This is a genomic window from Burkholderia sp. Bp8986, from assembly GCF_003854225.1.
Classification (GTDB): domain Bacteria; phylum Pseudomonadota; class Gammaproteobacteria; order Burkholderiales; family Burkholderiaceae; genus Burkholderia.
In genome coordinates this window covers 396,469-416,370 of record NZ_QTQM01000001.1, presented here as the reverse complement: position 1 = coordinate 416,370, position 19,902 = coordinate 396,469, and the positions used below count along the sequence as shown (strand labels likewise).

26 protein-coding genes and 1 pseudogene are annotated in these 19,902 nt (G+C 61.8%); 2 read left to right on the top strand and 25 right to left on the bottom strand.

Annotated elements, in window-relative coordinates; all coding sequences use genetic code 11:
* The first annotated feature begins 203 nt into the window (after positions 1-203).
* Complete coding sequence (locus DID99_RS01905; protein WP_124665976.1) at positions 204-737, top strand: IS21 family transposase; 534 nt, start codon at positions 204-206, stop codon at positions 735-737.
* Between the two features lie 93 nt (positions 738-830).
* Complete coding sequence (locus tag DID99_RS01900; RefSeq protein WP_124665975.1) at positions 831-1,460, top strand: hypothetical protein; 630 nt, start codon at positions 831-833, stop codon at positions 1,458-1,460.
* A 67-nt stretch (positions 1,461-1,527) separates the two neighbouring features.
* Here DID99_RS01900 and DID99_RS01895 read toward each other — a convergent pair whose 3' ends face one another.
* The 25 genes and pseudogenes from DID99_RS01895 to DID99_RS01775 form a co-directional block, all read right to left on the bottom strand.
* Positions 1,528-2,580 carry a phage late control D family protein gene (locus tag DID99_RS01895; RefSeq protein WP_124665974.1) on the bottom strand — a complete coding sequence of 351 codons (1,053 nt, stop codon included), beginning with the start codon at positions 2,578-2,580 and terminating at the stop codon, positions 1,528-1,530.
* A gap of 338 nt (positions 2,581-2,918) precedes the next feature.
* Positions 2,919-3,305: pseudogene (locus tag DID99_RS38320) on the bottom strand (phage tail protein); the annotation flags it as partial.
* Positions 3,306-3,317: 12 nt separating this feature from the next.
* Entirely contained in the window at positions 3,318-5,972 is a 2,655-nt protein-coding gene (locus DID99_RS01885) for a phage tail tape measure protein (protein WP_124665972.1), read from the bottom strand.
* A complete protein-coding gene (locus DID99_RS01880) occupies positions 5,972-6,091 on the bottom strand; it encodes a GpE family phage tail protein (protein WP_124665971.1) in 120 nt (39 codons plus the stop codon). The genes DID99_RS01885 and DID99_RS01880 overlap by 1 nt, the downstream gene beginning before the upstream one ends.
* 8 nt (positions 6,092-6,099) lie before the next feature.
* Positions 6,100-6,435, bottom strand: coding sequence for a phage tail assembly protein (locus tag DID99_RS01875; protein WP_124665970.1), 336 nt, complete (start codon positions 6,433-6,435; stop codon positions 6,100-6,102).
* Between the two features lie 71 nt (positions 6,436-6,506).
* Positions 6,507-7,016, bottom strand: a complete 510-nt coding sequence (locus tag DID99_RS01870) for a phage major tail tube protein (protein ID WP_124665969.1) — start codon at positions 7,014-7,016, stop codon at positions 6,507-6,509.
* A gap of 69 nt (positions 7,017-7,085) precedes the next feature.
* Complete coding sequence (locus DID99_RS01865) at positions 7,086-8,258, bottom strand: phage tail sheath protein (RefSeq protein WP_124665968.1); 1,173 nt, start codon at positions 8,256-8,258, stop codon at positions 7,086-7,088.
* Positions 8,259-8,309: 51 nt separating this feature from the next.
* The gene (locus DID99_RS01860; RefSeq protein ID WP_124665967.1) at positions 8,310-8,594 is read right to left on the bottom strand and encodes a phage tail protein; all 285 of its coding nucleotides are present in this window, start codon (positions 8,592-8,594) and stop codon (positions 8,310-8,312) included.
* A gap of 2 nt (positions 8,595-8,596) precedes the next feature.
* On the bottom strand, positions 8,597-10,114 hold the full coding sequence (locus DID99_RS01855; RefSeq protein WP_124665966.1) for a phage tail protein: 1,518 nt from the start codon (positions 10,112-10,114) through the stop codon (positions 8,597-8,599).
* A gap of 9 nt (positions 10,115-10,123) precedes the next feature.
* On the bottom strand, positions 10,124-11,710 hold the full coding sequence (locus DID99_RS01850; protein WP_124665965.1) for a hypothetical protein: 1,587 nt from the start codon (positions 11,708-11,710) through the stop codon (positions 10,124-10,126).
* 86 nt (positions 11,711-11,796) lie between these two features.
* Positions 11,797-12,414, bottom strand: coding sequence for a phage tail protein I (locus DID99_RS01845; protein ID WP_124665964.1), 618 nt, complete (start codon positions 12,412-12,414; stop codon positions 11,797-11,799).
* On the bottom strand, positions 12,407-13,327 hold the full coding sequence (locus DID99_RS01840) for a baseplate J/gp47 family protein (RefSeq protein ID WP_124665963.1): 921 nt from the start codon (positions 13,325-13,327) through the stop codon (positions 12,407-12,409). The genes DID99_RS01845 and DID99_RS01840 overlap by 8 nt, the downstream gene beginning before the upstream one ends.
* On the bottom strand, positions 13,324-13,683 hold the full coding sequence (locus DID99_RS01835; RefSeq protein ID WP_124665962.1) for a GPW/gp25 family protein: 360 nt from the start codon (positions 13,681-13,683) through the stop codon (positions 13,324-13,326). Before DID99_RS01835 ends, DID99_RS01840 begins: the two co-directional genes overlap by 4 nt.
* Positions 13,680-14,387 carry a phage baseplate assembly protein V gene (locus DID99_RS01830; protein WP_124665992.1) on the bottom strand — a complete coding sequence of 236 codons (708 nt, stop codon included), beginning with the start codon at positions 14,385-14,387 and terminating at the stop codon, positions 13,680-13,682. The genes DID99_RS01835 and DID99_RS01830 overlap by 4 nt, the downstream gene beginning before the upstream one ends.
* Positions 14,388-14,472: 85 nt before the next feature.
* On the bottom strand, positions 14,473-14,964 hold the full coding sequence (locus DID99_RS01825; RefSeq protein ID WP_124665961.1) for a phage virion morphogenesis protein: 492 nt from the start codon (positions 14,962-14,964) through the stop codon (positions 14,473-14,475).
* A complete protein-coding gene (locus DID99_RS01820; protein WP_124665960.1) occupies positions 14,931-15,380 on the bottom strand; it encodes a phage tail protein in 450 nt (149 codons plus the stop codon). Before DID99_RS01820 ends, DID99_RS01825 begins: the two co-directional genes overlap by 34 nt.
* Positions 15,373-15,627, bottom strand: coding sequence for an Rz1-like lysis system protein LysC (gene lysC / locus DID99_RS37595; protein ID WP_260444530.1), 255 nt, complete (start codon positions 15,625-15,627; stop codon positions 15,373-15,375). Before lysC ends, DID99_RS01820 begins: the two co-directional genes overlap by 8 nt.
* On the bottom strand, positions 15,512-15,946 hold the full coding sequence (locus tag DID99_RS37705) for a protein lysB (protein WP_185733722.1): 435 nt from the start codon (positions 15,944-15,946) through the stop codon (positions 15,512-15,514). Before DID99_RS37705 ends, lysC begins: the two co-directional genes overlap by 116 nt.
* On the bottom strand, positions 15,943-16,749 hold the full coding sequence (locus DID99_RS01805; RefSeq protein ID WP_124665957.1) for an N-acetylmuramidase family protein: 807 nt from the start codon (positions 16,747-16,749) through the stop codon (positions 15,943-15,945). The genes DID99_RS37705 and DID99_RS01805 overlap by 4 nt, the downstream gene beginning before the upstream one ends.
* Positions 16,746-17,018: a phage holin family protein gene (locus DID99_RS01800; RefSeq protein WP_124665956.1), complete on the bottom strand. Its 273-nt coding sequence runs from the start codon at positions 17,016-17,018 to the stop codon at positions 16,746-16,748. Before DID99_RS01800 ends, DID99_RS01805 begins: the two co-directional genes overlap by 4 nt.
* 1 nt (position 17,019) lies before the next feature.
* Positions 17,020-17,364 carry a putative holin gene (locus DID99_RS01795; RefSeq protein ID WP_124665955.1) on the bottom strand — a complete coding sequence of 115 codons (345 nt, stop codon included), beginning with the start codon at positions 17,362-17,364 and terminating at the stop codon, positions 17,020-17,022.
* 16 nt (positions 17,365-17,380) lie between these two features.
* Positions 17,381-17,587 (bottom strand): tail protein X, encoded by a 207-nt coding sequence (locus DID99_RS01790; protein WP_124665954.1) that lies wholly within the window; start codon positions 17,585-17,587, stop codon positions 17,381-17,383.
* Positions 17,587-18,060 carry a head completion/stabilization protein gene (locus tag DID99_RS01785; RefSeq protein ID WP_124665953.1) on the bottom strand — a complete coding sequence of 158 codons (474 nt, stop codon included), beginning with the start codon at positions 18,058-18,060 and terminating at the stop codon, positions 17,587-17,589. Before DID99_RS01785 ends, DID99_RS01790 begins: the two co-directional genes overlap by 1 nt.
* 97 nt (positions 18,061-18,157) lie before the next feature.
* Positions 18,158-18,841: a phage terminase small subunit gene (gpM, locus tag DID99_RS01780; protein WP_185733723.1), complete on the bottom strand. Its 684-nt coding sequence runs from the start codon at positions 18,839-18,841 to the stop codon at positions 18,158-18,160.
* Entirely contained in the window at positions 18,838-19,854 is a 1,017-nt protein-coding gene (locus DID99_RS01775; protein ID WP_124665952.1) for a phage major capsid protein, P2 family, read from the bottom strand. The genes gpM and DID99_RS01775 overlap by 4 nt, the downstream gene beginning before the upstream one ends.
* Positions 19,855-19,902: the final 48 nt, after the last annotated feature.

Genomic DNA, 19,902 nt, shown 5'->3' with positions numbered 1-19,902 from the left:
GGCCGACAAGCTTACCGAGGTCCAAACGCGACATTTCTAAATGGCTGGAACACGACATTTCTAAAAAGCTACTACAACCAGTCATATCGATAATTCACGTTATGTAAAGTCCCCGAAGCTAACTTGATGCAGTTGTAAGGCTGGCGTACGTTTTCGTAATAATACTTACAATTAGTAACAAAAACGAAACCCACGCTACTCCAATGAATGCCGACGCACCGCGTCATGGCGGACTTGCCGACTTCCTTGCCCTGACTGACGGCCTGACCATCGCCAAGGTCGCAAATATCCTCCGCTGTTGCACCCGTACCGTGCGGAACTACGTCGCAGGCCGTTCTCCGATTCCGTGGCATCGACTCGAGCTTTTGCGCTTAACGGGTCTTGAATCGAACGGTGCGGTAATCCAGCCGAACAACCAAACGCTCGAAGCTGAGCCCGCTCCCGAAATCACGGCGAACATCGCCCCCGATCCGAATGCGCCCGACGTCCCACCCGCAGAGATGCTCGCTTGGGTCGGTGTGCATGCACCGCATTACCTGTCCAGCCAACGAAGCTTCGCATATTACGTTCGCGGATGGAGTGTCGTCGACAAGATCCGTCGCGCAAAGCGTGAAGGCACATTCGCAGCCGTTCTAGCGCGTTGGCACGCGCTCGCTGTCGAACTTCCAAAGTCGTGGCGCTCTGGCCGCATGTGGACTGATATCGGTCCGCCGGCGTATTGCAGGACAGGCGACTGACTCGCTCGCTGAGTCATTTCTAGCTTTCGTTATACTTTCTGGCCACTGCACGATAGATCAGTCGTGCGGGTAATTCCACACGCCCGAAAAATCATGAAAACTCGAAAATTATCAATATGCGCGATCACCCTTCTTGCTGTTGCCGTGTTAAGCGCATGCGGGAAATCTGACTCACCCGCGACGCAAACAACACCCCCTGCATCCTCATCGGACGTACGACCTAACCTTGCGTCGGCCACGAAAACTGCTGATGCTGGCTCCGAAAATACCGCCGTTTCCGATGCGACTCTCGACATCACCGTCGACGAATACAAAAAGAATTTCGACAGGATCATGAAGCAGGCTGATACCCCGTATAGAGCCAACTTCAGAGCTAAAACTCATGACGTCGCGACCGAAGTGTTCGCCGCTTCGTTGAATGATCACCTGACTATCATGTTGACGGTCGATAGGAATTCGAAGAAAGTTACAAGCCTTCTCTTGCATGGAACTGGTGATGGAACGACCAAGTCAGGCACCGATATCGTTGTCGTAGCTATTGCGGCACTCGCCTCTGTTTTTCCCGATGGAAAATCTGAACAGGTCGGTCCTACAGTTCTTCGTCTGATGCAGGAATATCAGGTTGGCGACAATGAGCCGGCGTCCCATGTCGTGAATGGCGTTCGGCTCGCACATATGCGAAACGAACAGACCGGTGCATTTTTTTCTGCCGAGCCCGTGTAACGCTAAAAGTTATATATCTGGCGCTGCCGGCGTGACTGGCCGTCAGCGCCGATATCTGTCGATCGAATTAGCTCCTTACCTTCCTGAAATGTGACCGGTGCTTGTCCGTCGCCGGATCGTCGCGCACTTCGAGCGACAGGACGCTCGTGAAACCACCGTCAGCGATCGTATGGCGCACTGTGCGCACGAGCCATGGCGTTGCGTCGATGTCCGGTTTGAAACCGCTGACCGTCACCGGCACTTCAGGGAACACATCCTCACGCCCATATGCGAGCGTGTAGTCCATCGTCGCTTGGGCGCGCTGCGTACGCGCATACTCTGCCTGCGCTGCCGCGTGCGCTTCGGCCTCGCTGGCGTAGTCCTCTGGCAGCACCTTCACGTTTCGGTTGTTGTCGCCGCCGATGATGACCGACTTCCGCTTGCCCTTGCTGTTCGAATGCCAATGCGCACGCACGGCCGTGTAACTCTCGCGCTGCGACACGTGATATCGATGCTGGTCCCCGTCCTGACGCTTCAGGTTCAGCACGGGTAGAGCCTTGCCGCTCGCCGTTGCGCCGGTGCCGATCGCCATGAACAAGAGATTGCCGTCCTTCACGTTCATCACTGCATCGTATCGCCGCGCGAGGCGCGTCAGGAACGACATATCGCTTTCGTGCGTCTGGTCGATGTGCTCGATCAGCACGCCGGCGACCTTGCCGCCGACGACCGGTTTCAGCGAATGCCGCGCGGCGATGGTCCGAACGATTTCGCCGATCGTCTGGCCGTGCCAACTCTTCTCGCGTCGCTCGTGCATCGTGTTCGTCATAGACGCCGAGCGGGCGCGCACCGTGATGATGTCCGGCGCCCCGCTGTGTTCAATCTCGTCGATGGTGAATGTCCCCTTGTCGACGAGTGGCTTTCCAACCCATCCAATCGAAATCTTGATGCTCGCGCCTCGTTTAGGAATGGCAAATGTTCCCTTCGAATCGTCGATGACCAGATCGATCGTGTCGGCCTGATCCGACCGCGACTCAGACAGCGAAAGGCTGATCAGGTTCGGAGCGATCAGACGTGAAAGATCGCGGCCGTCTAGGGTGATGCGATAGTCCGCTTGCGGTTGACTGCGTGTGCTTTCCGTCATTTTCCTACCGCCCTGTTCAACACGTCGACGACGATTGAGCCGACCGGCTTTCCGCTCAGTGCGGCGATATCCTTCGCGGCCGAAATCGCAGCGCTCAGCGAAATGCCGCTCGCCGTGCTCAATCCCTTGATACCTGCGGCGGCCCCGACCGAATCGATTCCGCCGACAATTGTCGTCGCGGCCGACAACGCGCTCGACGTATTGACGTTTCGGACAGCCGTATAGACCGCCCGCCCGACTTCCAGCACCTTTCTGGCGTCAGATATCACGCCGGACGCCTTGTCCGATAGCACCTTGCCGGCCTCTTTCGCGGCCGCCTCATCCGCGGCCGCCTTCGACATCGCGGTATCGTCAACGCGCGTGATCGTCAGGTTGAAATCGATCTTGCGCGGCACGCCGTCCGGCGTGTGGTACGTCTCCGTTTCGTTCAGGCTTTCGATCACGAACGCGCCGTACACGACCCCGGTTCCGTCGACGAGCACGTACGCTTCGCCCTTGTCCGCCATCTTCGCCAGCTCGTCGAGCGACGCGGCCGTGCCGATCGAATTGTCTTCGGCAACCATACCGTTCAGCGTGATCGTGTCGCTGCCGGCGCCGGTGAACTGACTCGCGTCCCGCGTGCCGACGCGTGAGGTCGTGCGGTGCTTCCAGTTTCGCTGACGCTGCAGTTCCTTGAACGGGGCCGTCGACAGGCTGAAAACGAACTGGTCGAGCGACATCATCATGGTTCGTGTCCCTTACTCGTGGTCCGACAGGCTGGACGTCCGGCGTGCGCGCTGCTCGCGCTCGCGCCGATCCAGCTCGGCCGTGACAGCGCGCGCGATGGCCTGCGGATCCATCCCCGGCGCGGCATAGATATGGATCGGGTACTGCGCCGGTGCAGCTGCGGCCGCCTGCGCACTGGCCGGTGCGGCGGACAGCGGTGCGCGCGAGTCGAACGGAACGGTCGGCCGCACGATTGACACGGCCGACACCGGCGGCGCCACAAACGACGTTGCAGCGACCGTCGCGAGGCCGATCACCGCGCGAGCGACGCGGCCGCCCTCACCTTCGATCCCCATCGCAGCGCCCTGGCCAATGAAGCCGCCGAGTTCACCGAAAACGCGGCTCGGGCTATGGATGCCTAGCTTTTCCTTGAACCAACCGACCGTCGAGTCGGCGACGTTCACGATCGCGTCTTTCACCGTCCCAAGCCCGCTCGTGATGCCGTCCACGAGGCCCGTCATCAGATTCGAGCCGAACGTCGAAAACTTCGCGGGCAGCTCGAAACCGAACCACGACATCACTGCCGCAAACGCCTGGTAGAACAGGCCGATCGGCGACCAATTGAGGATGAGCGCGCCGATCCCGGACAGCCCGCCGTCAAACGCCGCGCGCACCTGCGCCCATAGGCCACCGAAAAACGCCTTGATCGGCTCCCAGTACTCGTAGATCAGGAACGCCGCGAGCGCGATACCCGTGATCGCGAGGCCGATCGGGTTCAGCAGCAAAGCACGGCCGACGAACGCGATCGACGTACCTACCAGTCGAATCGCCGCCCCAGTGAAACCGAGCACGCGCGACAGAATGCCGCCCTGCATGCCGAGCATCGTCATGCTGAAGCGCAACACGGCGAGCGGGCCGAGCATACCAGCGAGGGCGATCGTGAACGTGCCCATCACGACGAGCAGCGCGGCAATCGCGGCGAGAACGGACAGGATCACTTTCGCGGCCGCGCCGTGACGCTGGATCAGTCCGATCAACCCGGTCAGAGCTTCCCGCGTTTTGTCCAACGCCGCGTTGTACATCGGTGCAATCCGCTCGCCAATCTCGCGACGCAGGTCACGCGCCTTCGCAAGCGCGTCGTTTTCCTTGCCTTGGGTCTGCAACGCGCCAAGCCGCGCGCTTTCGTCGATGCCGTATGCGCCCCGGTTCAACCGCTCGTTTTTGTGGATCTGCTGACCCTGCATGTACATCGTCGTGAACAGGTTCGCGGCCGTCCGGTTCGTGATGATCGTCGAGATCATGTCCTTGATCTTTTCCGGATCCTTGATGCCCTTCGCCGCGAACTTCGGCAGCAACACCTTCTCGATCCACTCGAGCGGCGACGCTTTCAACATGTCGCCGCCGGCGAGCGCGCCGGGCCGGATCTGCTTGATCATGCCGATCTTGTTGTACTCGACCTTCTTCGGGTCGAGCAGGCCGAGCGCCATCATCTGTTTCGCCGCGCGAACGGTCGTTTTTCCTTGATATAGGTTGCTGTATGCCGACATCAGGCCAGTGCCGACCGCATGCCCGCCCATTTCCTGAATCAGCGGCTCCATCTGGTAATAGAACGCGTCCTGGCGCATCTGCTTGGCGGCGACGCCGCCTGTCTGGATGAAGTTGCGCCACTCGTCGCCACCGACACGGCCGCCAGTCGCCGACAGCACCTTTTGCACCATGTTCGCTTCGTTCTTGAACGTCGCTTCGTCTTTCGTGCCACCGCGCAGCTCGATCACCTTCAGCATGTTCATGAACTTTTCTTCGTTCGCGTGCGCGTCTTCGGCACCGAACAGCGCTTCGTTCGCGAACTTCATTTTCGCGAGCGTCGGCATCACCATTTGCGCATGGTGCTCGTCTGCAAAGATCGACAGTGCGTCGCGCATCAACGTCATGTTGTCGCTCGTGCTGACGCCCATCATCTTCATTGCGCGGACGTACTTTTCAGCGTCGGCCGTCGCGTGGTCGCCGAGGCCTAGCGCAGCAATGCGCGCGCGCTCGTTCGTCATCTTCTTCGCTTCGTCGAGCGTGCCGAACAGGCCGCCGAGCACACGCTCGCCGGAGCTGCGCGCGGCATAGCCGGTGACGGCCATGTTCGCGCCCGCCGATTGCAGCCGGTTCATGCTCGCGCGCGCTGCATTCACGCGCTTCTCGCGCTGGCTGATCTGGTCGAGCTTGGCCGCCTGTGCGTTCATCGCTGCGGTCGTCGACGTGATGCTGGTTCGCAGGTCGCGTTCGTGCCTCGACAGGTTCTGCGTGTCGACGCCAGCCGTCTGCAACCGCGTGCGCAGTTCGTTGACGGCAGCGGTCTGCTGCTTGTGCTGCTGCGAAAGCTTACGGGAAGCCTCGCGGGCTGCGTTCAGGTCGGCGACCATTTTCTCGGTCGGCTGGTCTGTTGACCGCACCGCTGCCGCCAATTCCTTGACGCGCACGCGCGCCTCCGCCAGCTTCTTCCCGGTCGCATCAAGACCGGTGCGCATCTGGCGAAACGACGCGACATCCTTCTGCGCCTTCTGCATTTCCGCGAGCTGGCGCCGCGTGTCCTTCAACGCGCTCGCCAGCCCCTTGCTGCCGGCGAGCATCGTTTTCATCGGTTTCGTGATGTTGTCGATCATGTCGAACATCACGCGGAGCTGTAGGGCTTTGTCCATCACTCTTTCCGTTCGTATCGCACGCGTGCGCACTCGCGCCAGTCCATCAGCTCCGACAGGCTGAATTCGTCCATCACCGCCGGCGTCCAGCCACCAAACACGAGTGCGATGTCAGCCATCGCATCTTCTACGCGGTCTGGAAGTCCAGCTTCGATTTCACGGCCTTCGGCATCAAAAAACCGGCGAAGATGCCTCCCAGCATCACGAGGTCAGCCGGATCCATGTTGTACACGTCCTGTTCCGTGAGCGTCGGTGAGCTGATACGCGGCAGCACCTTCGACATCGCGGCGACGTCGAGATTGACGAGATCGGACAGCGAAGCGCCGCGCAGCTCGCCCGATTTCGGCTTGCGCAGCGTGATTTTCGTGATGGTCTGCTCGCCGCGCACGAGCGGCGTGTCGAGCGTGTGCGAGTTCGGATCGTCGGTCGCCACGATCTGGCCTTGCTCGGTGTTCGTCTTCATTTCGTATCCTAAGTGTAGTGATGCTGATATGGCCGGCTGCCGCAGTCCGCGGCCGCCGCGCTACTTCTGCGTTACAGGCCGATCGCCGTGCGCAGTTGCGCCCACAGGTCGGTGCCGTTGATGTTCTCGATCATGTTGACAAAATCGAGTTCAATGATCGTCTCGCCGTTGATCGTCAGCTTGTAGTAGCTCGCCGAGGTCGTGACCTTGAACGCGGTGTCTTCCTTCGCCTTGGCCGTACCCATATCGATTTCGGTGTGGCGGCCCTTGATGACGATTTCGATCGAATCGAACGTGTCTTCGTCTTCGCGCTGGTAGCCGCCGGCGAAACGCAGCAGTACGCCGTCGTGTTTCAGGACGCCGTATTGCTTCAGCACCGACTTCATCAGGCCGCCGGCGGTCCACTCCATCTGGATCGCATCGTTGCCGAAATCGATCTTGATCGGGCCACCCATGCCGCCGCCGCGCCAGTCTTCCGTTGCGCGCGTGAGCTTCGGCAGCGTGATTTCGCCGACTTGGCCGACGAAGTTCTCGCCGTTCTGGAAGAGGTTGAACCCCTTCAGTTTGCTCGGCATACCCATGTTTCCGACTCCTTTTCCGTTGATCTAGTGACGCCGGCCGCCCTACCCCGTCATGGCCGGCCTGACGTATTACGCGTTCACGCGCGATGCGAAGTCGGCGAGATACCGATCCGTGATGCGCTGCTGAAGCACGAGGTTTTCGAGGGGCGGCACCGGCGTGTAGTCGTAATCGATGTACGTTTTGCCGGACGACAGTACCTGCGTGGTGTTCGGGTCCGGGTCGTACCAGGCCAAACCGCCGATCATGTAGCCCTGCGACACCCACTCGCGGAACTTGCCGTTGATCGACTCGATGATGTCGCGCGCGAGCGACGGATTGAGCGGGCCGTCGACGTCCGGCATCTGCGCTTCGGCCATCGTGTCCGCGAGCACCTGCGCCGTGCGCGTGTAGTTCTCGAACATGAAACGGTCGTCGTCGGCGCACGTGCGCGAGCCCCAGAAACGGTAGCCGTTCTTGTTGATCAGCGTCGTCACGTCGAGCTCGTTCAGGTAGCCGGCATCGGTGTTCGGATCCTGAAGATCCCACGATACGTCGGCGGAGATCCCGACGGCGCCGTTGACGCCGACGTTCGACAGCGTCTTGTGCCAGCCAGTCTCGTTGTCGATCTTCGAGCGCAGGCCGAGCGCGTAGGCGACGGCCGGAACCTCGACGTTCGCATTCGTCGTGTCGTCCCACGCGAGGAAGTTCGGCCAGATCACCATCACTTCGCGCTGGCTGAACTGCGCACGGTACGTCGTCGCCTCTTCCTTCGTCTTCGCACCGTTGGCCGACGCGTAGAGGAAGCCGCGCAGCGATTGCGCGATCGCCGCGAACGCCGTCGTCACCGCCTGCGTGTCGAGGCCCGGTGCGCCGAGGATACGCGGCTTGACCCCGAGCTTGGCTTGCGCCGCGAGCAGCGCTTTCATGCCGGTGTACTTGCCGTCCGCGGTCGTAGTGCCGATCACGTTCGTCGTCGTCGCGGCGTCGTCGACGCCTTCGGCCACGCGAACGACGACGGTCATCGCCTTGGTCTGTTGGCCGATCGCATTGAGCGTCTGGCGCAGCGTACCTTTCGTGCCAGCCTTGCCGAGCGCTGCGACGACGTTCGTAATGAGCACCGGCGTATCGAGCGGAAACGTAGCCGCGTCGGCGTCTTCGGCCGTGCAGACGACGCCGATCACCGACGTCGACACCGTGCGGATCGGGCGCGAACCCGAGTTGATTTCAACGACGCGTACGCCGTGGTGATAGTCCTGGGGCATGCTATGCGCTCCGATAGGTGAGTGAATACAGGAAAGTCGCGGCCGAGCCGCTTACATGCCGATCAACTCGGCAACATCGGGATTGGATTGCAGGAATGCACGTAGCTTGGCGGTCGCATCGGCCTGCGGCATCGCAATCACCGGATTCGTGACGAGCTCCCAGGCCACGCCGTTCCAGCGCGGCCACTTCTCGTCGGGCCACGAACCGGGCGGCGCCGCTTCGACGGCACGCGCCGGCATCAGGTACACACCGGGCTCGAGCGGGCTTTCATCCGCTTCGACAGGGCCGACGTACAGGCCGGCGCGATCGGTCTGGAAAACAGTTTTCGCGTTCATGGTCAGAATTTGATGCAGGCGAGCAGCGCGACGTTACGCGGGCGCGATTCACTCCCGCCACTCTGGTTGATCGTGATCGTGTGATCGTGCCTTCCCGCTGGATTGATCGTGACGTTGTGGCCGTGTTTCCCAGCCGACCTGATATTGATGTTCACGCCAGATATTTCGGTTCCGTACGTGTCCGCACGATCCCAGTTGTACGGCCCGTTGCCCTGGCCGTAAGTCGTCGCTACAACGCCAACCCGGCCGATCCGCATACCGTGTGCGTGACCGTTATCGTCGTATGAGTGACCATGTTCGCCCTGTGCGTCGGTGCCGGCCGAGTGTGTGTGATCAGGTGCGGTCGACGCCGTCGCGCCGTGCACGTGCGCCAAATTCTGCGACGCTTGCTGCGACCCCAGCTGCCGGCCGTTATCCGCACCGCGCCCATCGTCCCAACCGCGCGGAAACTCGCCGCGCATGTCTGGCAGGTTGAACGTGTTGAATCCATCACCGGCCCCGTAGGTCGTGCCGATTTGGGCAAACAGCACCGCATAAGCGGTCCGGCTGACCGCCGCGCCGTTCGCCTTCAACCATCCGGCCGGCGCGGTCGAGCGGGCAAAGAACGCAATCATCGATGCCGGCGCCTTCGTATCGGTTTCTTCCTTGCTGTACACGTCCAGATTCGTACGTGCAGTGGACGTCGATTCGAGATCCGCCAGATTGCGGCTGCGAAGCAAGGCACGATCGGCGCCCGGCTCGTTCTGCACGAAATCTACCTTGGTGCCCTCCGGGTAGGACGCCGCCAGCGTGAGCCTCCGCACGTCGGTCGGATCGCTGCTCCATTCATTCGGTAACAGGCGATTTCCGGCGACATAGACTGCGAGTCCGTCCGTAGTGCATTCCGTCAGGATCACGTCCGTTTGGCCGGCCGCCAACGTCTGCACTTCTTCGACGACCGACACGATCGCGTCCGCGACATCCGGATCGCCCCATACCGTATCGCCGTCCGTGTTCGACTTCTTCTTCAACACCTGCCCCGTCGTACCGCCTGGCAGCAGGTACGGCACCGTGATCGTGTTCTTGATCCATTGCTGAGTGGCAACGGCAACGTTCGGATCGATCGAAAGCGATACGACACTTGCATTCGTCACGACGAATTGCATCCGAACGGCAGTGTCGCTGTAGGCCCCTTCGGTCCCGTCGCCTTGGGGCTTGTATGCAGCAGGCACGTTTGCGACCGTGTACATTCCGCCCTGGTCGTCAAACGCAGCAGCCTCGCGAATCGTGAAGCCGCCGACTTCGGCGGGAATCAGCAACTCGATCGTGAAGAGCAACGGATTTTTCGGGTCCTGAAAGACGCGATTCGGTTTGGCTCGATACAGCTCGCGCACGAGCTGCGTTTGCTCTTCGTCTGGCGTCGTCGGATTGCCCCCACCGTCACCGACTGCCATCGCGACCAGATTGATCGGCACGCCGCTTGCCTCGGCTTGCGCCATCCGCTGCAAGCCGTAGTTTGTGTGAATGGTCTTGAATGTCATTTTTTCGCCTTAGCGATTCTTCGATCTGACCGTTGCAACGACATTTGCAGTCGCGTTCGGCGAGGTGCTCGCGGTCGACACCGGAAGTTGAACGGTGATATTCGTCGCGTCGATAGCCGTTACACGTGGTGCAGCGGAGGACCAATCACCCACCGATGCGTTGAGCGACAGCGTGACGTCCGAGATATTCGGCGTGAACGGCATGCCGTGTGCAATCGGGTACGTCTTCGTTCCGGTCGTGGTGATCGGCACGGCGACGGTGACGACGGCTTCCGTTTTAATTCCGCTCACGTCCCGGATTCGCGTCGACGCACCGTTGTCGCTCAGGTTCGTGCCGTTGCCCGTGCACGAGCCCTCCGTAATCCGGATGTTCGAGCAGCCCGTGCGCAGGTCATAGCCTTTGCCCGTGTTTCCGCGCACTTCGCAGACAGAGAAGCTGACTTCCGCGACGCCATCGTCGACGATCACGCCATTGCCATTGCTGCGTGCCACCAAGCCCGCAACTCTGTTGGTCGATGCCGTCGTTCCCGTGGTGGAGTTTTTCCACAGACGCATGGCCGACGTCACGTTGGCGAGTGCCGTAATGTTTCCAAATCGACAATCCGGTTCGGTGCAGCTCACGCCGTCGTCCCAGCCCGTCACGGTAAAGTTTTCGACGATCGCGCCGCGACTGATCACGCGCACGCCAGCAGACCCCGCGACGTTTGCCCCTTCGCCTCGACCGCCGACTACTTGCGTCGGCTGCTTGGGACTCGCGCCGGGCGTGCCGTTCTGCAATCGCACGGCGGCCACCGCACTTTGACCGGGTGATTGACAAATCACCCGCGACGCAATAATGCCGCTGCGCAGATCGAAGGCCGCCGCTGGATCGCCGGAAATCGCAACGTCCAGCAGCCCCCAATTGTCTGCGTACACGTTGTCGATACTGTTGCCGTAGGCGGTATCCGAATCGTCTTTCCAGTCGATCGCATCGACGCCGACGCGGGAAATCCGTCCGTTTCTGATCGACGCGTTATGGATGCCGTCGCGCTCCATTCCGATGCCGTACCACAAGCAATCGTGAATGTAGAAATTTTTGATATAGATATCGGAGCACCCCGACGACACGTCGATGCCTGACCAATGGTTGTTGCTTGGGTCAGGCAATGTCTGGTTCGCCCGATTCCCGTCGATCGACAGACCGAGTACACCACCACCAGCGAAATTAATCGACGTTCCGACTCGCTGTCCGAACTTGATGACGTGCGCATTCTCGCCGTCTTCGAGTTTCAGCGTCGTCGCGTAACCTCTGCCGCGCAAATAAATGTTCGGGTATTTGACGAACAGGCAATAGCGGTTATCCCACGACGAAACGCCTTCGCTTCCGTTGACCGAACCGCTCCCGACGTTCGCCAACTTGTAGACGCCCGGCCCGAAATCGATAAACCCGCCACCGACAGAGTTCAGAAACTCTTGAGCGCCGGCGAACGCCGCACTGTTCAGATCAGCCGACGCATTTACGCCACCGCCGAATCGTTCGATGGTGACGGAAACTGAATAGAGCAAGGAAAGGAGCAGTTCCGTCCGATTCAGCAGCGCTTGAGCCTGCGCATTCATCGGGCCATTCGGACCACCCATTGCTTTAGTAGTCCTCTCTAGCTGTAAGACATCGTCCCAGCTAGCCGTCGCAATAAGGTTTGTCATCAGATTTTCAGCCCGCTAAGGGAATAAGCGCCGTCGAGACTCCATGACCCGTCGAGCGTTCGGTCATGCAACTGCGTCTCGTCATAGGTGATCGTGATTTCGTTGCCGGTTGCTAGATAGCCGGCCACCACCGGACCGCCGCGCGTCGTGACAGACGGTCGAACACGAATGAGGTGAGATCGAAGGTTTTTGAACGTTTCGATCAGCTTCAGGATGCGATCGAGCGCAGCTTGATCAATCCCGACCTGGTTGCTATCGAGCAAGACGTCGAACGTGTAAGGTGCGCCGGCAGGAATCTGGTTGAACCATTCCTGCACCGTGACGTCGTAGCCAAGTGCGCCGATCGCCGTGCGCACCGCGCCGATCGTTCCTTTGTGTTGCTGCACATAAAGCGCCGTCGCGATCGCGTTGCGCTTCTCACTCTCTGTCCACGTGCTGTCCCACTGATCGACGCCGAAACCCCATGCCATCCACGGCAGAAGCTCTGCCGGGCATTCGCGCGGGTTCCATACCGCCTTGACCGGAATCGTCAGATCAACGAGGCGGGACGCGGCTTGCGCGAGACGCTTCTCGAGCGTCGTCGCGTTCGGTGGTAGAAGTTGTGCGACATCAGCCATTCGCCTTGATCCTCGGCGTGATCACGATGCCCGTGCAATACGCGGTCTGCCCCTCCGAAATGAGGATGTCGGCTGGCGGCTGCGAAATCTCTGCCTTCGACACGCCGGCTTGATGAAGCGCCTTGTAGTAGCCGGACAGCGCGACGTCGAGCCCGATGTAATGCACGCTCTTTGCATACGCCTGCGCGGCAGCATTCGCGGCATCGACGACGGTCTGCACGTCCGGTCCGTCGAACAGTTCGAGTTCAGCGACAAGCTGATAGTTGACGACCGACGCCGAAAGGACGTCGACCTGATCGTTCATCGGGCGCACGGCTTCTACGTTCAGTGCGCTCTTGACCTTCGCGATCAGATCGTCGCTGGCCGTGCCGTCGCCCGTTCGCGACATCACGTAGACCCTGATCTGTCCGGGCGCCGGACTCGTCGGATAGGCATCCTTGATCTGCCCGTCGGCGGACAGCGCATGAAACATGTACGCACCGCGCGGGCCAGCGGTCGAATAGCCTTGGAACGACAGCTGACAGCGCGTACGCAAATCGCCGTCTTCTTCCATGACGGCGGCGGTCGGCGGAATCGTCGTATCGTCGCCGGGCGTTACGGTGAGTCGGCTAACGTTGAGGTTCGCAGCGACGTTATCGAGGTCCTTCCCCTCTGCCCACGCGAGCATCACCGCACGGACGGCATCATTGACACGCTGGCGCAGCACTAGCTCTCGATAGCTGCTTTCCTGCAGTAAGCGCGCGATCGGCTCCGATTCGAGTTCCAGCGTCGCTGCGACTTCGGCCTGTTCGTCTGCCGGGTACAGGGCAATGAAGTCAGCCTTGCGGGTTGCATAGATGGTTTCGAAGTCGAGCAGTTCGACCGCGTCCGGAATCGGCAGATTCGCCAGATCGATCAAGGTTGTCGTGCTCATGCCGATCGCCCCGTCGTCAGATCTACGCGCGTGTCGACTGCTGTGCCGGTTTCGGTCGTGTAGCCCTCGATGTCGATAATCTGCGCGCCGTCCCTCGATGTTTCATCGGTGACGAGCTGCACCCGCGTCAGCGTCAGACGGGGTTCGTAGCGCATCAGTGCGGTTGCGACGGCAGCGTAGAGTCGCGTACGCTCCGCCCCGTTGTTCGGTGCGTCGACCTGCTCAAAAAGGTCGGAGCCAAATGCGCGGCGCTTGATACACGTCGCGAGCGGCGTCGTGAGGATCTTCCCGATCGACTGGTACAGGTGATCGAGGCCGGATAACGCGCGCCCCGTCGTGGCGTTCATCCCTTTCATGGCGCGGTCCCCTCGATGTTCACCGGCAGGCTGACGAGATTGCCGTCGCCCTGCTCGCGGTGCGAGTGGCCCGGCAGGCTGACGCCGGCAGACGTCACCACGCCGGTGAAGTTCGCAGCGCCGTCGATCTGCATCGTCGCGCCGTCGCCATCGCCGTGACCCGTCATGCCGGATTCGAACGTGAGCGGGCCGCGCACTAGTAGCGCCTTCGTCACCTCTACGTCGCCGTCGAGAAGGATCTTCTCGGATGCCTTGACCGTCGCGTTCTGCGTCTCGACGTTGACGCTGTCCGGTGCGATCACGCGCACGGTGCCGCCGTTCGGCAGCGTCACGGCCATCGCATGCGCTTCATGGTCGTACACAACGAGGGAACCGTCCGGATAGCGGCGTACCGTCACATTCGACGCATTCGCCGGGGCCGGAAACTGATCCGAATAGATGCCGCATAAGGCAACGCCCTGCGCGGGGTCGCCCATCGGGCAAAGCAACATGACCTGTTCGCCCGTGGACGGTTGGCGCCATTCGACAACATCGCCGGCCGCCCAGGCGAACCACGGAATCCAGTTCGTGACGAGCCCTTCGTCGGTGTCGTCGTCACCACCACCCACGGCGACGCGGCACAATGCCCTGGCGAGGTCGATATCGGCGATCGAACCTTTCCGGACGGCATTGCGCGCTTGGCGCTGGATTTCATTTGCGTTCATGCCGCCCATGTTGCCGCTCGTGCGCGCGTGAGGCGAGCGAGCGGCTTACGGGTCGGTCTGGGTACAAAATGACGCGCGGACAGCGCTATTTCGTGATGTGCTTCAGCAACATGTCGCGGATCATCTCGCGATCCTCGCCGGTGACGCCGATCAGTTCCCGGACCGGATACTTGTATTCGACGCCATGCGGCGCGACGCGATCAATCTCGCCAAACTGGTGGACACGCGCGACGCGCGCCACGCGACCGGCGAACCCGACCGTCAGACCGGCCGCGTCAGTCTGCAATTTCAGGTAGCGGGCGGTGCGCAGCTTGGTGAACATCGCCGCTCGCTTGAGGCGGCCGCGCTTTTCACGCAGCTTCTTTCCACCCGGTTTTACACGGGGTTTGCGCGACTCGTATGCGCTGCCGTCCGTGTTGCGCTGGGCCGCGATGCGTGTCTGCTGGCTACGGCGCAACACCTGCCCGATGTCGCGGGACGCTGCGCGCCGGCCGCGCTCGTCGAGCTTCCCGAGCAGGCCGCCGACGAACGATTCGAGCAGGTTCAGGTTGTCTTGGGCCACGGCTGCGCTACCCATGTGATGTCGTCGGGCTGTACCGAATCGTCGACGTGCGTCACGGTACGCACGCCGTCATCGTCGACGCGCACCACGACGCTCTCGGTCAACTGAAGCTTGATCGACACGTCCGCCGTCATGTCGTTCAGGATGTCGATTTCAAACGTGATACCGGTCGAGCGCTGATCCCAGTTCGTGACGAGATCGGGCTGATACTTCCGCGCCCATTCAACGACGGCGATGAACACATGATCAGCCTCGCCCGCGAAGTCGAGCAGCAGCACGTTGCACACGTACCGATATTCGAACGATGGCGACTTCGTGCCCTTTGCCGCGATCGAGCCGTTATCGACGAAGACGGTCAATTTGTCGCTGTCGGTCGCAAGCTCAGGAATGGCTGCGACCAGCGCGGCGCGAAGGCTGGCCGGCTTAATCATGCGGCATCGTGCCGGTTTCGGCGTCGATACGTGCCTGCGCCTTCGCCTGACAATCGACGATCATATCGACCTTGGCTGCGCACTTTCCCCACGCTTCCTCGATCGTGACGAGCGCGCTGAGCAGCTCGCCGTTAGTCCGCGGCGCCAGCGCCGGCAGCGTGCATGGCGACAGCGTCTGGCACTCCTGCACCGAAATTTGCGGCGCCGGTGCGGGCGGGACGTGCTGACAGGCGGATAACGTCGTCAGGCAAAGGAGAATCGCCCCAAGCGCGAGCATTGGCGTTTTCATTGACGGCCTTCCGGATCTGTTGGCGAATGGTGGATGACACGATTTCGACGGCACCTGTTGACGCGTCGAGCTTCTTCTGTTGGCGGCCCTTGTCGACCGCATCGGATCGCAGGCTACTGATCGTCGCATCACGCGCGGCGACGCTTGCTTTCGCCTGCCCGAGTTTGTCGGTCAGGTCTGCGTTCTCGGCGCGCAGCGCGCGCACATACTGCGCAGCTCCGGCGAGCGCGGCGAGCAGCGTGAGGCCCGCAAGCAATTTGATCAGCAACGAATTCATGCCTCCTCCTGCGCTGCCGGCGCATACCGTTGATACGCGCGCTCGAGTTTCGTGTCGTACAGATTCGTGCGGTAGGCAGGGCCGTTGTAACCGGCCGCAAATTTCGCCCACTGTCGGGCCTTCAGCGCGGCGAGCAGCTTCGCGTCGGCAGCAACGAACCGGACGAACGCATCAAGCTGGTCGGCTTCGCTGCCCTCCATGCGCGCGACGAAGTCGTCGATTCCGGTGTAGGCAAGCCGTTCCCAGTTCTCGCCCATGACCTGAAACGCGCCCCAGCTCGCGGCTTCCCACGCTGCATGTGGGTCGATCAGCTCGGCGGCCGCGAGGCGCGTGTATTCGGCTGCCCCGCCTTTATAGCCGCCGGGCGTCTGCGACAGGATGTCCGGGTAGCGTGCCGCGATCGGCACCGGATCGATGCCGCGCGCTTTCAGCCGTCGCCAGAAAACATGCCGCTCAAACAGGATCACCGGCCGGCCGTCCGTCAGGAAACCCGAGCCGCGCGACTCTACTTCGTTGACGGCGCGTACGCATGCGGGTGGCACATCGAGCTTCACGGCTGCTGCGACCAGATCCGAATCGGCCAGATGCTTGGGCGCGCGCTGCCCGGTTGCGAGCGCAGATTGGGTCTTCGGACCGGCGATGCCGTCGACCACGAGCCCGACTTTCGTTTGCAGCGCCTGCACCGCGCGCTCGGTCGCATCGTCGAACACGTGCGTCACGGTAAGCGGATAACCGGCACGAATCAGGCGTCGTTGCAGCAGCCCGACATCGTCACCGATGGCGTTTAGCCGTAGGGTTTTCATACGTGGTCGCTCCGAAGCAAGCGCGCTACGTTGCCGCGCGCGCTAAACACAAACAGGGTGAGCAGCACCGCCGTCGCCGCTTCGAAAAAGCCAACGTGCCGCGCATGCAATGCGAGCTCGATCGATGAGCCGCCGGACACGGCGACCAGCGCCCACGCAATCCACGAAACGTGGTTCCGATGCCGCGCGCCATTGCGGCGGTATGCGAGGATGCGCAGCATCGCTGCGATGTGGGCGGCCAGTGCGATGACGGCGAAAGAGATGTGCATATCAGCCTCCCCGCTTGAAGAACGCGAGCAGGTCGGCATTCTTCAGCCGCTCGATCAACTGCAGCGTGACGGTGATCACCAGCGCGGCCGACAGGAATCCGGCGACGCCCGTCGATCGAATCGGCGTCAGGTTGACCAACTCCGGTGCAGCGATATAGCCCATGACGAGCGAAATCAGCATGTACGCGATGCGCTTGAACATGCCGAGATCCTTCGAAGTCACCACGACGAGCGCGGCGCCGGTGAATGCACCGATCAGTGCGTTCCCATCAATTCCGGGCGCCAGGCCCGCCAGACCGATGACGGTCGACAGCGCGGCGGCGGTAGTGGTGTTCGGTTCAGCCATCACGCAAACTCCCTTGTCAGTCGAATAGTTGCAGCAGCGGCGCCGTACTCTCGACCGTCGTCAGATCAGGCATTTCGACGACGGTGCCGAGCGGCAACACCGTGCCGAGGTCCGCGAGGCCGGCATTCGCTTCGAGCACGGCTTCGACCGTCCCATCGGTGCGCCCGTAGTAGCGCCAGCACAACAGGTCGACCGTGTCGCCTTGCATCGTCCGAACGTTCATCACACCAGCTCGACGGTTGATCGCGGAATGCCGCGCAGATCGTTCAGCGCCCAACGCGCATTTCGGCGCGACGTGCAAATCGTCCCTTCGAGGTCTTCAGCCTTCTGACCGCCGGATTTCGTCGTGTCGAGGTCGCGATATCGCTCCGTCAGGTCCGCGTGCGCGAGGTTGTAGACTGCGCGGCGGTACAGCGACACCAGCTCACTGACACCGCCGATCGTCTCGGCCGGCACGTCGGCCAGCGTCGCGTAGCCGGCACCGACCTGTGCGCGCCACGTCTTCAGTTCGGCGTTCACGCTGCGGATCGCGTCGATCGTCGCCTCGCGTACACGCTCGTGAGTCACGGTGCCGTCAAGACGCGTCACGCCGCGCAGCTCCGAAATCGAGATATCGGGGAAAAATCCGTTGTTCTCGATCACGTCCGCCTCGGAGGTCGGCGGTGCAGCGTCGGCAGGCGCAATGAAACTCGGCATGTCGTGACTCGGAATAGATGGCGGTGGACCGGGGTCGGAGACGCGTAGCTGTCAGCCGTTGCGCTCGTCACCCGGTGCCGCCATTGCCAGGGGGGGCTCAGTTCGTGCGGACGGCTGTCGCCGCCGCACTCCTCAACTCGGCTTCGAGTCGAGTGATGTCCTTTTTCACGCCGACGCGATCATGAAGATCGACCGCGCGGCGCAGCATTTCGAGGGCTCGGAGCTTGTCCGAGCTTTCCAGCGCGTAGCCAAGCGCCTTGTGCAACTTCGCGCGGATCTGGTCGTGCATGTCGTACGTGCTCGTCAGGTCCGCGACTTCCTGCAGGAACGCGAGCGGGAATGCTTCACCGGCGGCCGCCGCCCGATTGCCCGCTTCCGCGAATTCCTCCGCGACGGCGGCCGGCAGTGACCGTTCGTACTGTTCCGGTAACGTCATGCGGTGCTGCAAAGCGTGCCGCGCGATGTCCAGCGCGCCGGCGTAGTCGCCGACATCGACGCGCCAGATCATCACCGTCGTCAGCACGTCATCCTGAGCGCCCTTCCCGCCCGTCAGTACACCGTCGACGTAAGCCGCGTATTCCGGCAATACCTCGCGCTTGACTTCGACCTTTCGCGCGACCGACTGAATTTCCTTCAGCCGGCGCCGATCGTTGCCGAGCTTCGCGAGCATGAGATCGTAGTGACGGTGTCCGGCCAGCGACTGACCGGGCGCGACCGACGCGGCGGTTTCTGCCGCGCGGACGCGCATCTGGTGACGGCGGGCCGGGCTGCTCATGATCAGGCCGCCGCGACTTCGATGTTTTCGACCACCGCCGCGCAGCCGTAGTCCTCGACGACGTACGCTTCATTGCTCGACTCGTAGTTCTCGATCTGGTCGCGCTTCGCGTTGTCGACGATCGTGCGGCGACGGCTGCCGTTCTGGTAGTACATCGACAGGTTGTCGAGTCGCGTGATCAGGAGCGAGTTCGGCGGGAAGAACGGCGCGCTCACCGCCTGCTTTCCGCCGACGCGCTTCGCGCTCACGACCATGTCGATCGCTGCCGCTTCGGTCGCGACGTTCGCGCCGCTGATCAGCGGGAAATACTTGTCGTGCAGCAGGCCGCTGCCGAGCACGACGACGACGGACGGATCCTCGCGATACCACTCGTCGAGCAGTTGCAGCGCGTCGAACACGAGCGCGTCGATGTTCTTGTAGTCGGTACCGGCGCCGGTACCGATCTTGACCTTGCCCGAGCCTTCGACCGCTTCGTGCATCACGCGATCCGGCGCGTTCGTGCGCATCTTCTGCAACCAGCCAATGTTCACGTCCTGCAACAGCGGATTCGCAGCGCGGTCGGACGTCGCAGCACGCGACGTGCCGTTGAAGCCGACGCAGATACGGTCGAGCGCCGTACGTTGTACGATCGCGTCCCGGATGCGGGTCTGGAAATCCGGGAAGTGCGCCCACGAATCGAGACGCGAGTAACGCAGCGCGGTGTCGAAGTTCGTCTGCGTGCACATATAGCCGCTGTTGTCGAGCGTCGTCGGATCGACGGGTGTGCGGTCCTTCGCGGTCGTGTCGGTCGTGCTCGCGATCGGCTGGCCGATGCCGAGGCCGACTTTCTCGCCGCTTTGCTCCGTGACGCCGACGATATTGATGCGTTGCAGGAACTGGCTCGACGCCTGAATCCGACTCTCGAGCTTTTGCTGGACGGCCGGCGACACCGCGAACTTCGTGCGTGCGTCCGGCACGCCGTTCAGTTCCTCGATTGCCTTCACGTACGCGTTGAACGCGACGCGGGTTTCGTTACGCATGGGTGATTCTCCGAATCGTTGAATGGATGGACCGACTTCGCACCGCCT

What these genes read in the sequence shown, in the direction of transcription:
- DID99_RS01825 (WP_124665961.1), bottom strand. Translation starts at nt 14,964, where the DNA reads ATGGGTAGCGCAGCCGTGGCCCAAGACAACCTGAACCTGCTCGAATCG.
- DID99_RS01795 (WP_124665955.1), bottom strand. Translation starts at nt 17,364, where the DNA reads ATGGCTGAACCGAACACCACTACCGCCGCCGCGCTGTCGACCGTCATC.
- DID99_RS01870 (WP_124665969.1), bottom strand. Translation starts at nt 7,016, where the DNA reads ATGGGTATGCCGAGCAAACTGAAGGGGTTCAACCTCTTCCAGAACGGC.
- DID99_RS01800 (WP_124665956.1), bottom strand. Translation starts at nt 17,018, where the DNA reads ATGCACATCTCTTTCGCCGTCATCGCACTGGCCGCCCACATCGCAGCG.
- DID99_RS01775 (WP_124665952.1), bottom strand. Translation starts at nt 19,854, where the DNA reads ATGCGTAACGAAACCCGCGTCGCGTTCAACGCGTACGTGAAGGCAATC.
- DID99_RS01805 (WP_124665957.1), bottom strand. Translation starts at nt 16,749, where the DNA reads ATGAAAACCCTACGGCTAAACGCCATCGGTGACGATGTCGGGCTGCTG.
- DID99_RS01860 (WP_124665967.1), bottom strand. Translation starts at nt 8,594, where the DNA reads ATGAACGCGAAAACTGTTTTCCAGACCGATCGCGCCGGCCTGTACGTC.
- DID99_RS01885 (WP_124665972.1), bottom strand. Translation starts at nt 5,972, where the DNA reads ATGGACAAAGCCCTACAGCTCCGCGTGATGTTCGACATGATCGACAAC.
- DID99_RS01855 (WP_124665966.1), bottom strand. Translation starts at nt 10,114, where the DNA reads ATGACATTCAAGACCATTCACACAAACTACGGCTTGCAGCGGATGGCG.
- DID99_RS01790 (WP_124665954.1), bottom strand. Translation starts at nt 17,587, where the DNA reads ATGAACGTTCGGACGATGCAAGGCGACACGGTCGACCTGTTGTGCTGG.
- DID99_RS01880 (WP_124665971.1), bottom strand. Translation starts at nt 6,091, where the DNA reads ATGGCTGACATCGCACTCGTGTTTGGTGGCTGGACGCCGGCGGTGATG.
- DID99_RS01830 (WP_124665992.1), bottom strand. Translation starts at nt 14,387, where the DNA reads ATGAACGCAAATGAAATCCAGCGCCAAGCGCGCAATGCCGTCCGGAAA.
- DID99_RS01820 (WP_124665960.1), bottom strand. Translation starts at nt 15,380, where the DNA reads ATGATTAAGCCGGCCAGCCTTCGCGCCGCGCTGGTCGCAGCCATTCCT.
- DID99_RS01845 (WP_124665964.1), bottom strand. Translation starts at nt 12,414, where the DNA reads ATGGCTGATGTCGCACAACTTCTACCACCGAACGCGACGACGCTCGAG.
- DID99_RS01905 (WP_124665976.1), top strand. Translation starts at nt 204, where the DNA reads ATGAATGCCGACGCACCGCGTCATGGCGGACTTGCCGACTTCCTTGCC.
- DID99_RS01900 (WP_124665975.1), top strand. Translation starts at nt 831, where the DNA reads ATGAAAACTCGAAAATTATCAATATGCGCGATCACCCTTCTTGCTGTT.
- DID99_RS01840 (WP_124665963.1), bottom strand. Translation starts at nt 13,327, where the DNA reads ATGAGCACGACAACCTTGATCGATCTGGCGAATCTGCCGATTCCGGAC.
- DID99_RS01895 (WP_124665974.1), bottom strand. Translation starts at nt 2,580, where the DNA reads ATGACGGAAAGCACACGCAGTCAACCGCAAGCGGACTATCGCATCACC.
- DID99_RS01850 (WP_124665965.1), bottom strand. Translation starts at nt 11,710, where the DNA reads ATGAATGCGCAGGCTCAAGCGCTGCTGAATCGGACGGAACTGCTCCTT.
- DID99_RS01875 (WP_124665970.1), bottom strand. Translation starts at nt 6,435, where the DNA reads ATGAAGACGAACACCGAGCAAGGCCAGATCGTGGCGACCGACGATCCG.
- DID99_RS01865 (WP_124665968.1), bottom strand. Translation starts at nt 8,258, where the DNA reads ATGCCCCAGGACTATCACCACGGCGTACGCGTCGTTGAAATCAACTCG.
- DID99_RS37705 (WP_185733722.1), bottom strand. Translation starts at nt 15,946, where the DNA reads ATGAATTCGTTGCTGATCAAATTGCTTGCGGGCCTCACGCTGCTCGCC.
- DID99_RS01785 (WP_124665953.1), bottom strand. Translation starts at nt 18,060, where the DNA reads ATGCCGAGTTTCATTGCGCCTGCCGACGCTGCACCGCCGACCTCCGAG.
- DID99_RS01835 (WP_124665962.1), bottom strand. Translation starts at nt 13,683, where the DNA reads ATGAAAGGGATGAACGCCACGACGGGGCGCGCGTTATCCGGCCTCGAT.